This window comes from Egibacteraceae bacterium (assembly GCA_035540635.1).
Taxonomy (GTDB): Bacteria; Actinomycetota; Nitriliruptoria; order Euzebyales; family Egibacteraceae; genus DATLGH01.
This window is the reverse complement of the sequence record DATLGH010000105.1, coordinates 1-12096: the sequence shown is the minus strand read 5'-3', so window position 1 is coordinate 12096 and position 12096 is coordinate 1. Positions and strand designations below refer to the sequence as shown.

Genomic DNA, 12096 nt, shown 5'->3' with positions numbered 1-12096 from the left:
GGGGACGCCAACCTGCCCGCGTCCACCCTCACCGGCTCGGCCACCCTGAGCGCATCCGTGATGCCGGCCGCGCCGGGGGCGGGGCGGCCTGGCCCGGCCTCCGGCGCAGGGCGGGCGCGCCGCGGAGGCGGGGCCGCCGCCGCAGGCCAACCCGGCGGGGCCGCCAGGATGCCCTGGAGCGGGTGTGTGTGGCCGCCGTGGCGGTTCCGCGACCATGGCCACCGAGCGGAGAGGGCGGCCGGAGCGTCGACCCGCCCCACCCATGATCGTTCACAACAGCCTAGTATTTGGCCGTCGGCGGCGTGCGGAGGGATTCCTATGGAGCAGCGCGAAGAACAACCCCGCGTCACCGTCGCGGTGGCCGCAACGGCCGCCGAGGCGGAGTTCGTGCAGATGACCCTGGCCGCGCACGGGATCACGGCGGTGACCGCCGTTTCCGACCCCGCGCATCCCTCCCTCGACTTCGTCGCGGGGATCCGGGTCTTCGTCGCCGCCGACGACGCCGACGAGGCCCTGGCCCTGCTCGGGGCAGCTGCGGACCCGGTGTGACGCCTCGTTCGCGCGACGCGGGTGTCAGCGGGTGGCGAAGAGGCCGAGCGCCACGACGATGAGGACGCCTCCCACCGCACCGCTCACGAGCCCGTAGGCGCGCGAGTGCGTCACCATCGGCCGGGTGGAGGCGACGCGGTCTCCCGCGAGGACCGCGACCACATAGAGCACGAGCAGGACGCCGGCGAGCAGCAGGGTCCGTGCCATGCCGCCATGCTCGGTGCCCAGAGGAGCCAAGCGTGTGCCCTGTCGCCGCTGCGGCGCTGCGGCGCTGCGAGGAAGGTCGCCGGAGGCATGGACAACCACACCGAGCAGCTCGCCGACGGGGTCTGGCGGGTGGAGGTCGCCGCCTACGTGAACGCGTTCGTCGTCGCGAACGACGGGCACGGTGAGGGCGAGGGCCTGACGGTGGTCGACACGGGGCGGCGCAGCGCCGGCCCCCGGCTCGTGCGCAGCATCCGCCTCGCCGGTTTCGACCCACGGGCCGTGCGCGACGTGCTGCTCACCCACTGGCACGCTGACCACGCGGGTGCCGCCGCCCGGTTCGCGCGATCCAGCGCCGCCCCGACCGTGTGGATCGGTGAGGCCGACCACGCCGTGCTCACCGGGGCGGTCGAACCGCGCCCGGTGAAGCCGCACGCCACCGTTACGGGACGGCTTGCCGCGCGCCTCCTCCGCGCACCCGAACCGGTCCACGGCGCACGGGTGCTGCGTCCCGGGGAGTGCCTGCCCGGGGCGGGCGGCCTCGAGGTCGTTGCCGCGCCTGGCCACACGCCGGGGCACTGCGCGTTCTGGCTGCCGCAGGCCGGGGTGCTGCTCGCCGGCGACGCGGTGTTCAACGTCTGGTTCCTGTCACGCGGCCCGAGGTTCCTGTGCTCGGCGATGCCGGAGGTGCCCGCCACGCTTCGCCGCCTGGCCGGGCTGGCCTACGACACCCTCGCCATGGCCCACGGGCCGCCGGTGACGCGCCGCGCGCCGGAGCGGGTCGCCGCCCTCGTGTCGTGAACAGCGCCGCGCCTGATCGGTAGCCTGCGCGGCATGCGACGGATCGCCGTGCTGACGAGCGGTGGGGACGCGCCCGGGATGAACGCCGCGGTGCGGGCGGTCGTCCGCAGCGCGGACGCCGCGGGGGTGGGAACCTACGGCGTACAGGACGGCTATGCCGGCCTCATCGAGGGGCGCCTGCACCCGCTCGACGCCCGGGCGGTGTCGGGCATCCTCCACCAGGGCGGCACGATGCTCGGGACGGCCCGCTCGCCAGCCTTCCGCACCAGCGAGGGCCGCAGGCAGGCGGCCAAGCACCTCCACCTCGCCGACATCGAGGGCCTCGTGGTGATCGGCGGCGACGGCTCCTTCCGGGGCGCGGACGCGCTCAGTCGCGAGGGCCACGTCCGCGTGGTCGGAATCCCCGGCACGATCGACAACGACCTGTCGGGGACGGACTTCACGCTCGGGTTCGACACCGCGGTCAACACCGCCCTCGAGCTCATCGACCGGATCCGCGACACCGCGGCCAGCCACGGGCGGCTGTTCTTCGTGGAGGTCATGGGACGCCGCAGTGGCTGGCTCGCGCTCTACGCAGGTCTGGCGGGCGGCGGCACGGAGATCCTCGTCCCCGAGCGTCCCACCGACGCGGCGCGGGTTCGCGAGCGCGTCCGGGCATCGTTCGCGCTCGGCAAGCGCTTCTGCCTCGTCATCGTCGCCGAGGGCGACGACGCCGGCGGCGCCTACGCCCTGGCCGAGCGGGTTTCCGAGGGCCTCGACGTCGACTACCGGGTCACCGCCCTCGGCCACGTGCAGCGCGGGGGGTCGCCGACCATGCGCGACCGGGTGCTCGCCGGTGTGCTCGGCGACGCCGCCGTCACCGCGCTCTGCGAGGGCGCGGACCGGGTGATGGTCGGCGAGCGGCGAGGCGAGCTCATCCGCTCGCCGCTCGAACAGACCTGGACGCGCGTGGACCGCACCCCCGAGCACCTGCTCACCCTCATGGACCGCCTCGCCCGCTGAAGTCGAGGCCGGCCGGGACGTCCCCGGAGGCGGGGGAACCGGCGCCGGGTTGGCCGGTGACCTCGACCCGGGGGCTCGGCGAAGGGGTCGGCGCGCCGGTGTGGTCGCCAGCCCAGGCGGGGCTATCCCCGCGAGGTCGCCCACCTGCCGCCCGCCAGCCGCGCCGACGTGGCCGCCAGACGCACGACCATGAGCGCGGCCATGCCGGCCCAGATGCCCGGGAGGCCCCAGCCGAAGGTCAGCGCGGCGAGGCAAACGGGAACGAGGGCGCCGAGCGCCGCCGCGGCCGTGGACCACAGGAGGAAGCGGAAGTCGCCGGCGCCCATGAAGACCCCGTCGAGGACGAACACGACGCCGCCCACCGGCTGGAGCGCCGCGACGACGAGCCAGACGGCGGCGACCTCGGCGAGGATGGCGGGGTCGCCCGTGAACAGGCGCGGCAGCGGCACGGCGAGAGCGAGATAGCCGGCACCGGCCACCGTGCCGGTGGCGAGCCCCCATCCCACGAGCCGCCGTGCGTCGGCCCGTGCCCGCTCGTGGCGGCCGGCGCCGAGGGCAGTGCCGACCATCGCCTGCGCGGCGACGGCGAACCCGTCGAGCACGAGCGCGAGCATGGTCCACAGCTCCCGGGCGATCTGATGGGCGGCGACGACCTCCACACCCATGCGGGTGGCCGCCGCCGTCGACACGAGCAGCGCGGTGAGCAGCGAGCCGGTGCGCAGGAAAAGGTCGCGCGAGATCCGCCCGATGGCGCGCATGGCTACGAGGTCCACGCGCAGGCCGGGCAACGGGAAGCGGCCCCGCCGCCGGGCGAGGACGAGGAACGCCACCGCCGCGCCGGTCTGCGCGAGCAGGGTGCCGTAGGCCGCACCGACGACGCCGAGGCCACCGGGGTAGATCAGCAGGTAGCTCGCCGCGGCGTTGACGGCGTTCGCCCCGACGGCCACCCCCAGGGGGGTGCGCGTGTCCTTCAGCCCGCGGAACGCGCCGTGGCCGACCGCCACGACGAGCACGGGCGCCGCCGCGAGCGCGCGCACGCGGAGGTAGGCGAGAGCCGGGTCGGTGACGGGTCCCGCCGCGCCCATGGCGCCGACGATCGGTTCGGCCGCGAGGATCAGCGCGGCGGTGACGACGACCCCGAGGCCGACGGCGAGCCACAAGGCCTGGAGGGCGTAGCGGGCGGCGTCGTCCGGGCGGCCGGCACCGCGCAGGCGGGCCACCTCCGCGGTCGTGCCGTACGTGAGGAAGTTGAAGACGAGGAACGCCGCGTTGAACACCGCGACGTTGATGCCGAGGGCTGCCAGCGGCACCGCGCCGAGCCGGCCCACGAGCGCGGTGTCGACGAGTCCGAGCAGCGGGTCGGCTGCCAGCGCCGCCATCGCCGGCAGCGCGAGCGCGACGATCTCGCGGTCGGTGGAGCGGCGGTCACGCACGTCGGGGACGGTAGCCCCGCTGGCCGCTCATGCGCGAAGCGTCAGCCCCGTGCGGCGGGGCACACTGCCCGCCATGGCGGCGATACGACTTCCGGGCGGGGTGACCGTCCCCGACGAGGAGCTCGTGGTGCGCTTCGCGCGCTCTGGCGGCCCGGGCGGCCAGCACGTGAACACGTCGGCGACGAAGGTCGAGCTGCGGTTCGACGTCGGGGCGAGCGCCGCCCTCGACGAGGAGCAGAAGGCACGCGTCCGCGCGGCCCTCGGCAACCGCATGAGCAAGGACGGCACGCTCGTGCTCGCCGCCTCGGAGCACCGCTCGCAGGCCCGCAACCGCGAGGCGGTGGAGGCCCGCTTCGCCGCGCTGCTCGGCGACGCCCTGCGTCCGCCGCCCCGGCGCCGCCGGCGGACGAAGCCGACCCGAGCGGCGCGCGAACGCCGCCTCGAAGCCAAGCGCCGCCGGTCGGAGACGAAGACCCTGCGCCGCAGCCCCGAGCTCGGCTGACGCCGCCGCGCCGGGGTGCACCACCCGGCGCGCACACTTCGCCGCCCACTGGGCCGCCAGCGCGCTGTGGGCAAAGCGTCCGCGTTTCGGGACCACTGCGCTGCGCTACCGGCCGGCGGGGCGCTGCCGCTGGCGCAGCCAGGCGCGCTCGGCCTCATGCCAGGCGTCGAGCGGCTCGACAACACCCGCGACCGCGTCGAGCAGCGCCTCGAGCTCCCCGGTGGTGGCCGCCACGCCGCGCGCGCCGGGGATGGCGCCGACGGCCTCGTCGACGGCCTTGCGGCAGGCCTGCCAGGCGTCCTCGACGCCGGGCCCCCGCCACGCGTCCAGTTCCCCGGCGACCGCGGCGAGCTCGTCGCGCAGCAGGTCGAGCCCGACCGGCACCGGTGCGGGATCGACACGGCCGACCGGCAGGCAGCCGAGCAGGGCCTGGCGCGCCGCCTCGACCCGCTCGGCCTGGCCCTGGAACCGCGTCCAGGCCTCCTGCAGGTGGGTGGGCATCGTCTTGCGCCGAAGGATCACGGCCTCGAAGGGTATCCACGACGTGAGCCCACGCCGGTCGCCGAAGGTCAGCTCCTGCGGCTGCGCTCGCGGGCCGCGAACAGCGCGTCGGTGGCCGCGTCGCGCTCGGCCGTGCGCGGCGGGCGGCGCCATCCCCGGCGGCGCAGCCAGTCCCGCGCCCGCGCCCAGTCCGCCCGCTCCAGCCGGAGCCGGCGCAAACCCACGTCGACCGGGGCGAGCACGAGGGCGAGCAGGGCGAGCCACGGCCACAGCTCGCGGGCGGCCGCACCCGCGGGCAGGCCGGCGGGGTCGAACACCGTCGCCGGTGGGGGGTCGAGCGTGCCGCCGGCGACCTCGACCACCTCGGCGAGGAGCGCCTGGTCGGGCTCGACCGCGGCGTACTCCGCGGAGTAGGAGCGGATCGCGGTCGTGCTCGTCCGCCCGAGCTCCTCACCGCCGCGCTGGAGGGTCGCGGTCACCGCGTAGACGCCCTCGCGGTCGCCGTCGACCTCCGCCTCGAACGCCGACAGGGACGCGCGGTCGAGGGCCACCTGCTCGCGGGTGCCGTCGGGCCGGGTCACCGTCGCCACCACGTCGACGTCGGCGGGCAGCGCCTCGGGCAGCTCCACCGCGAGGCGCAGGCCGGCTGCCGTGGCCGTGGCGGTGAGGTCGAAGTCGGTGCCCGCGTCGGCGGGGAACGTCTCGGACACCGTCGTGGCCCAGAACCGCGAGAACCCCTCCCAGTCGATCCAGGCGGCCGACCAGCGCGGCTCGACGTCCGACGTCCACGCGACGGTGGTGCCGAGACCCGCCCGCCAGCGCGCGAGCAGCGGGTCGCGCTCCTCGCCCGCGGTGAGCAGCAGCTCCGCGGCCGGCTTGGCGGTGGTGGCGAGGTAGCCGGCGAGCGGGGGGGTCGCGTGCAGTCCCTCGGTGACCGGCGTGAGGCCCGCGACGCGCGGGTGGAAGTCGCCTTCGGTGACCACCGGGCGGGCGACCATGCGCACCTCCAGGGCGAGGATGTCGGGGATCGACAGGAGGTCCCGGCCGGGGTAGAAGCGCCCGCCGCCGATGTTGGCGACCCGCCGCAGCTCGTCGAACGCCCCCTCGCCCGTGCCGACGGTCGACAGGGTGATGCCCGCCTCGCGCGCCTCCTCCGCGGCCGCGAGCAGGGGGCCGTGGTTCTCCGTCCACCCATCGGTGAACAGCACGATGTGGCGGAGCTTCGCGTCGACGTCGCGAAGGCCCGCGATGGCCTCCCGGATGGCGGCGCCCATGTCCTGGCCGCCGCCCGGATGCAGGCGTGCGAGGCCCGCGTCGACAGTGTCCTGGTCGGGCACGTGCTGCAGCGGCAGGACCCACTCCGATGAGGTGTCGAAGGCGAGGACCCCGACCTGGTCCTGCGCGTCGAGCATCTCGATCGCGCGCGCCACCGCCTCCTTGCCGATCTCGGTCTTGACCACCCCACCCTGGGTCAGCTCGGCTCCCGCGCCCACCGCCTCGGGCCTGCAGTGGCAGGCCGCCATCGAGCCCGAGGTGTCGACGACGAACGCCTGCGCGACCTCGGGCCGGCGCTGGGGGTCGGTCACCCTGGCGAACACCGGCAGCAGGTCCTCGAGCGGCGTGTCGTCGTACTCGCCCAGGCCGTAGGACTCGCGTCCCCCGACGACGACGAGCCCGCGGCCGGCGTCGCGCACGAACGCGTCGAGGGCGGACATGGCGTCGTCGCCCAGCGCGTGCGCCGGCACGTCGGCGAGCACGACGCTGTCGTAGGCGAGCAGGCCGTCGAGGGCGGGCAGGGCGGTGACCACGTCGGTGCGCACCCCCCCGGCCCGCAGCCCCCCCACGAGATGCGACGCGAGACCGGCGGTGCGCTCGTAGACGAGCACGCGCGCCGGCCCGTCGACCCGCACGGCCGCGCGCCCGACCTCGTTGGCGGGCTCGGAGGACGCCGGCGAGGACACCCGCGCCTCGTACCGGATGGCCGCGCGCTGCTCGCCCTCCCCCGCCCGCTGCGGGACCCCGACCTCGGTCGCGCCCGGCTCCAGCCGCAGGGCCCGCCGGTCGACCTCCCGTCCGTCGGCGGTCACGGTGAGCACCGCCTGCGCCGGGCTCCCGCCGGTGTTGCGCAGGACGACGGTGACGTCGTACTCCTGCCCCTCGCGGACCCTGGCCGGAGCGCGCACCTCCTCGACGAGCACGTCGGCGACCGGTGCGGCGTCGAGGCGCACGATCGCGAGGCCGGCCCCGGCGTCGGCGAGCTCGCGGGCCGCCTCGCGCACGTCCCCCTGGGTCGGCCGCCCGTCGGTGAGAAGCACCACCCGCCGCCGGTTGTCGCTGCCGGCCGCGCCCTGCCCGAGGCGCAGGGCCCTGGCGAGGTCGGTGGCGGAGCCGTCGACGACGACGGCCGGGTCGACGGGAGGCGGGTCGTGGCGCAACCCGTGCTCGAGTCGTGCGTCGCGGCCGAACAGCGCGAGCGCGGCCCGGTCGTCGGGTCCCGCCGCGCTGATCGCCTCCTCCACGTACGCCCGCGCGCCGGCGGCGGCGGCCGGCCCGACAGAGTCGGAGGCGTCGATGACGAAGACGACGTCGACGCGGCGTCCCCCGGCCTCCCACCGCGGCCCGGCCAGGGCCAGGACGAGCAGGGCGACGGCCAGGGCGCGCACACCGGTCGCCACCCGATGCTGCCGGCTCGGGTCCCAGGCCGGCTTGCCCCCGTGCCGCCGCGTGACCCACACCACGCCGCCCGTCAGCGGAAGGGCGAGCAGCCACAGGGGCGCGTCGAAGCTCACGGGGTCGCCGCCCGCCCCCGGCGCCGCGCGACCGCCAGCCGGCCGGTGCGCCCCCGGGGTGGGACCCCACCGGCCCGGGGGCCCCGCATCCCGGCCCGCCGCAGCCGGCCGCGCAGCGGTCGCAGCCCGTGGGAGGACGCCCACTCGACGACGAGCAGCAGGAGCACGACGGCGAGGAGCCCCCGACCGACGACGCGGCGTCCCCGCCGGGCCGTGACCGCCGCCGGGTCCTCGCCGGCCTCGCGCGCCTCCCTCGCCTCACGGGCGGGGGCGGGACGCTCGCGGGCGAGGTCGCTCTCCTCGGCGGGGGCGTTCACCGCGACCGGCGTACCTTCGACGGTGCCCTCGGGCAGGTCGGCGAACACCCGCCAGACGCCCGCCTCGTCGACGCGCACGTGCGGGCGCTGCGGCTCGACGTCGTGGTCGCGGCCGCTCGGCGCACGCACCCGCAGCGCCCGCGCGCCGGGCGGCACGGGCAGCCGGGCCTCCGCACCCGCCACGAGCGGCGTCTCGGCCGGGGCGTCGGTCAACCAGGCGACGGCGTTGGCCACGAGCACCGGCCAGGCGACCTCGAGCGGCAGGGTGCTGTCGGCCAGAGCGAAGGGGAGGTAGGCCACGGGGACGCCGCCGAGCCGGCCGGCGAGCAGCAGTGGCCCGGCCGGGCCGCCGGCCAGCGACGCGAGCTCGGGGGCCGACGTGCGCTGTGCGGTGGCGACCGCGACCCCGGACAGGTCGACCTCGTCGAGCAGCTCGTGGGCGGGGTCCTGGAACGTCAGGGTCGGCTCTTCGAGGACACCGCCGACGGTGACGCCGCCGGGCGGGACGCTCGGGGCGATGTAGAGGGTCGGGGCGGGCGGTTGCGGAGCGGCGGGGATGCGGTCGACGACGAGCAGGTCGACACCGGACAGGTCCCCGGGGACGCCGGGAGCGGTGAGGACCTCCACCCCCTCGACCGCGCGGAGGGCGTGCGCGACGAACAGGTTGCCCGGCCCGGCCACGAGCGCGGTGACGTCGCCCGACGCGCTCACGACCGCCCAGCCCCGGTCGTCGGCGGCGAGCGCGTCGCCCGCCGGCTGCCCGGTGGGGTCGGTGCCGACCGGCTCGACCGCGGCCTCCACCACGCTCACGCCGCGGTGGGCGAGGGTGAAGACGAGGTCTTTCGTCCCCCGGGGTGCGAGCGTCACCTCCTCGGTGACGGCGACCTCCCCGCCGACCGCGACCTGCACCCGCGCTCGGGCCGCGAGCCGTCCGAAGTTGCGGACCTGGACGAACGCGTCGGCGCGCGACCCGCCGGCGGGGACCGCCTGCACCCGGGTGACGGCGAGGTTCGGCCGGTCGCTGCCGACAGCCTCGACGCGAACGTCCGCCGGGGCGGCCTCGCGCGCCTGCTCGTCGATCACGCCGTCGGTGAGCACGGTGGTCGTCGTCACCTCGCCGGGGCGGTGCAGCGAGGCGGCCAGGGTCAGCGCTCCGGCGAGGTCGCCGGAAGCCGGCGTGGCCCGCAGCTCGTCGAGCGCCCCGCGGAGGGTGCGGCCATCGGACGCGGCGGACACGAGGATCCGCGGCCGCGCGCCGGCCTCCACCACGGACATCGACTGGCCGGGGCCGAGCGCGTCGACGAGCCGCCGGGCGCGTTCACGGGCGAGGTCGAGGCGGGAGCGCCCGCCCTCGTCGGCGAGCATCGACCCCGACACGTCGACGACGACGATCGTGTGGTCGCCGAGCTGCGCCTCCGCGGGGACGCTCGGACGGGCCAGCGCGAGGGCCCCGACGAGGATCGCGAGGAGCACGAACCAGAACGTCCGGTCGGGCCGGAACCGCTGCCACGGCACCGCCGCCGCGACCGAGCGGTCGGCCCGCGCCCACAGGTAGGTGGCCGCGACCTCGCGGCGCGGCCGGCGGGAGCGGAGGACGTACCAGAGCGCGAGCGGCACGGCGAGCGCAGCCGCGGCCAGCCCGACCGGGACGGTGAGGTTCACCGCGGGCATCTCATGCGCCTCATGCGAGCACGCCGAGCCCGGTGAGTCGCACCGCGAGGAGGTCCTCGACCGGCTCGTCGTCGAGGTGGCGGGCGTAGACGACGCCGCGGCGGGTCGCCGCGCTGCGCACCGCGTCGAGCCAGGCGTCGCGGGCCGCGGCGTAGTCGGCGAGCGCGCGTTCGCCGACGGCGACCTCGACCTCGGCGCCGGTCTCGGCGTCGACGAGGCGCAGGTCCCCCCGCACGTCCGGTTCGACGTCGGTCCGCCCGAGCAGGTGCACGAGCGTCGCCTCACCCCTGGCGAGCTCGGTGACGACGTCCTCCCAGCCCTCGAAGAGCAGGTCGCTCACGAGCATCACCGGGCCCCGTGGACCCTCGGCGCGGGCTCGCCGCAGCGCCGCGGCGAGGTCGGCGGCGCCGGCGATCTCGACGGCCGCGAGCCGCCGCTGGGCCTGGGCGAGCCCGCGCGCGCCGCGCAGCCACGGGCCCGGGTCGACCTCGGGGCCTGCCAGGAGCACCCGGACACGGTCCCCGCCGGCGAGCGCGACCGCGGCGAGTCCCGCGGCGACGGCCCGCACCGCGGCGGCCTTGCCGCCGAAGCCCATCGACGCCGACGTGTCGACGACGACGCGCAGCGCCGTCTCGTACTCGGCCTCGAAGCGCTTCGTGAGCAGCCGCCCGAGGCGGGCGTAGGCGTGCGCGTCCACCCAGCGGGGGTCGTCCCCGGGTACGTAGGCGCGGTAGTCGGCGAAGTCGAGGGAGGTGCCGTGACGCCGGGAGGCGTGGGCCCCGGCGTAGCGCCCCTCGACGCGGCGGCGGGTCACGAGCCGCAGCCGCCGCAGGCGCGCGACGGCGGCGGGGGCGAGCACGGTGCTCATCCCGCGCCCCGCAGCGGTGCCGCCGGGGCAGGCACGGCCTCGAGCACCGCGTCGATGACCGCGTCGGCGTCGACGCCGGCGGCCATGGCCTCGTAGCCGAGGACGAGTCGGTGGCGCAGGCACGGGCCCGCCACGGCCCGGACGTCGGCGACGCCGGCGTGGAGGCGGCCGGCGAGCAGCGCGGCGGTCTTCGCGAGCAGCACGAGCGCCTGCGCCCCCCGGGGCGAAGCGCCGTGGTGGACGTAGCGGCGGACGGGTTCCGCCGGCGACTTGGCGCGATGGGTGGCCTGCACCAGGTCGACGGCATGGCGGGTGACGTGCTCGGCCATCGGCACCTCGCGCACGAGGCGGGCGGCGGCGAGGAGCTGCGGCGCGCCGGCGACGGGCCGGGGGTCGGCGTCGGCGGTGCCCGTCGTGCGGTCGAGGATCGCGACGAGGTCCTCGCTGCTCGGCAGCTCGACGATGATCTTCACGAGAAAGCGGTCGAGCTGCGCCTCCGGCAGGGGGTAGGTGCCCTCCATCTCGATGGGGTTCTGGGTGGCGAGGACGCAGAAGGGGGCGGGCAGGTCGCGGGTGACGCCGCTGACCGTGACGCGACCCTCGGCCATGGCCTCGAGCAGCGCGGACTGCGTCTTCGGGGTGGCCCGGTTGACCTCGTCGGCGAGCAGCAGCTGGGTGAACACCGGTCCCGGCTGGAACGACGGCGCGACGCCGTCACCGAGGACGGTCGTGCCGACGATGTCGGCGGGCATGAGGTCGGGCGTGCACTGCACGCGGGCGAAGTCGAGGGACAGCGACCGCGCGAGCGCGCGGACGAGCACGGTCTTGCCGAGCCCGGGCACGCCCTCGAGGAGCAGGTGGCCTCCGGCGAGCAGCCCGGCGAGCACGTCGCGCACGAGCGTCTGCTGACCGACGATCACCTGGCGGACCTGCGCCTCCACCTCCTCGGCGAGGCGGGCGAAGTCCTCCGGGGTCATCTGGGCGGTCGTTGCGGTCACGCCTGTCCCTTCACCGTCCGCGGTCATGGCCGCCCTCCGCTGCTCGACCGTCCCAGGGCGTCGAAGTAGTCGCGGACCGTCGTCCGCAGCCGGTGCGGGTAGCCGTCGCGCTCGATGGCGCGGATGGCCGCTTCCCGGTAGGCGCCCAGCACCTGCCGGTACGGCACCCGCGGCGTGGACGCGACGCCCTGCCCCGGAGCCCGTCCCTCGTCGATCTCCCCGCCTTCTCCGCCGGGGCGGCCCGGCAGCCGCAGCTCCTCGCCGCTCGTGCCGGGACGCCGCGGAGGGTCGTAGACGGACTCCTCGTCGAGGCGGCTGTCGTCGCGTGGCGCGCCGTCGCCGTCGCCGTCCCCCGACCCGCTGCCCCTGCCCGTGCCCTCCCGGGCACCGCCATCGGTGACAGGACCGGTCGGGGCGCCGCCACCCCCACCGCCGCCGCCCTGGCCGCCGTTGCCCTGACC

12 protein-coding genes are annotated in these 12096 nt (G+C 76.8%); 4 read left to right on the top strand and 8 right to left on the bottom strand.

The window, feature by feature from the left end; genetic code table 11:
* The first annotated feature begins 318 nt into the window (after positions 1–318).
* Positions 319–549 carry a hypothetical protein gene (locus VM324_15780; protein ID HVM00749.1) on the top strand — a complete coding sequence of 77 codons (231 nt, stop codon included), beginning with the start codon at positions 319–321 and terminating at the stop codon, positions 547–549.
* Between the two features lie 24 nt (positions 550–573).
* Here the strand turns inward: VM324_15780 and VM324_15775 are convergent, their stop codons facing one another.
* Entirely contained in the window at positions 574–756 is a 183-nt protein-coding gene (locus tag VM324_15775; protein HVM00748.1) for a hypothetical protein, read from the bottom strand.
* 87 nt (positions 757–843) lie between these two features.
* On the opposite strand from VM324_15775, the gene VM324_15770 reads away from it, so the two are divergent.
* A complete protein-coding gene (locus VM324_15770; GenBank protein HVM00747.1) occupies positions 844–1554 on the top strand; it encodes an MBL fold metallo-hydrolase in 711 nt (236 codons plus the stop codon).
* 33 nt (positions 1555–1587) lie between these two features.
* A complete protein-coding gene (gene pfkA, locus VM324_15765; GenBank protein ID HVM00746.1) occupies positions 1588–2556 on the top strand; it encodes a 6-phosphofructokinase in 969 nt (322 codons plus the stop codon).
* Between the two features lie 122 nt (positions 2557–2678).
* On the opposite strand, the gene VM324_15760 is transcribed toward pfkA, so the two are convergent.
* Complete coding sequence (locus VM324_15760; protein HVM00745.1) at positions 2679–3989, bottom strand: MATE family efflux transporter; 1311 nt, start codon at positions 3987–3989, stop codon at positions 2679–2681.
* A gap of 49 nt (positions 3990–4038) precedes the next feature.
* Between VM324_15760 and arfB the strand changes: the two genes are divergently transcribed.
* Complete coding sequence (gene arfB, locus VM324_15755) at positions 4039–4491, top strand: alternative ribosome rescue aminoacyl-tRNA hydrolase ArfB (GenBank protein ID HVM00744.1); 453 nt, start codon at positions 4039–4041, stop codon at positions 4489–4491.
* Between the two features lie 105 nt (positions 4492–4596).
* Here the strand turns inward: arfB and VM324_15750 are convergent, their stop codons facing one another.
* The 6 genes from VM324_15750 to VM324_15725 form a co-directional block, all read right to left on the bottom strand.
* On the bottom strand, positions 4597–5013 hold the full coding sequence (locus VM324_15750) for a hypothetical protein (GenBank protein ID HVM00743.1): 417 nt from the start codon (positions 5011–5013) through the stop codon (positions 4597–4599).
* A gap of 47 nt (positions 5014–5060) precedes the next feature.
* Positions 5061–7781 carry a VWA domain-containing protein gene (locus VM324_15745; GenBank protein ID HVM00742.1) on the bottom strand — a complete coding sequence of 907 codons (2721 nt, stop codon included), beginning with the start codon at positions 7779–7781 and terminating at the stop codon, positions 5061–5063.
* Positions 7778–9769 carry a BatA and WFA domain-containing protein gene (locus tag VM324_15740; protein ID HVM00741.1) on the bottom strand — a complete coding sequence of 664 codons (1992 nt, stop codon included), beginning with the start codon at positions 9767–9769 and terminating at the stop codon, positions 7778–7780. The genes VM324_15745 and VM324_15740 overlap by 4 nt, the downstream gene beginning before the upstream one ends.
* A gap of 10 nt (positions 9770–9779) precedes the next feature.
* Entirely contained in the window at positions 9780–10637 is an 858-nt protein-coding gene (locus tag VM324_15735; GenBank protein HVM00740.1) for a DUF58 domain-containing protein, read from the bottom strand.
* On the bottom strand, positions 10634–11635 hold the full coding sequence (locus tag VM324_15730) for an AAA family ATPase (GenBank protein HVM00739.1): 1002 nt from the start codon (positions 11633–11635) through the stop codon (positions 10634–10636). The genes VM324_15735 and VM324_15730 overlap by 4 nt, the downstream gene beginning before the upstream one ends.
* A 23-nt stretch (positions 11636–11658) precedes the next feature.
* Positions 11659–12096: hypothetical protein (locus VM324_15725; protein HVM00738.1), on the bottom strand; the 438-nt coding region annotated here is incomplete at its 5' end.

Coding starts and splice junctions, on each gene's coding strand:
- VM324_15775 (HVM00748.1), bottom strand. CDS start 756: ATGGCACGGACCCTGCTGCTCGCCGGCGTCCTGCTCGTGCTCTATGTG.
- VM324_15780 (HVM00749.1), top strand. CDS start 319: ATGGAGCAGCGCGAAGAACAACCCCGCGTCACCGTCGCGGTGGCCGCA.
- VM324_15740 (HVM00741.1), bottom strand. CDS start 9,769: ATGCCCGCGGTGAACCTCACCGTCCCGGTCGGGCTGGCCGCGGCTGCG.
- VM324_15770 (HVM00747.1), top strand. CDS start 844: ATGGACAACCACACCGAGCAGCTCGCCGACGGGGTCTGGCGGGTGGAG.
- VM324_15735 (HVM00740.1), bottom strand. CDS start 10,637: ATGAGCACCGTGCTCGCCCCCGCCGCCGTCGCGCGCCTGCGGCGGCTG.
- pfkA (HVM00746.1), top strand. CDS start 1,588: ATGCGACGGATCGCCGTGCTGACGAGCGGTGGGGACGCGCCCGGGATG.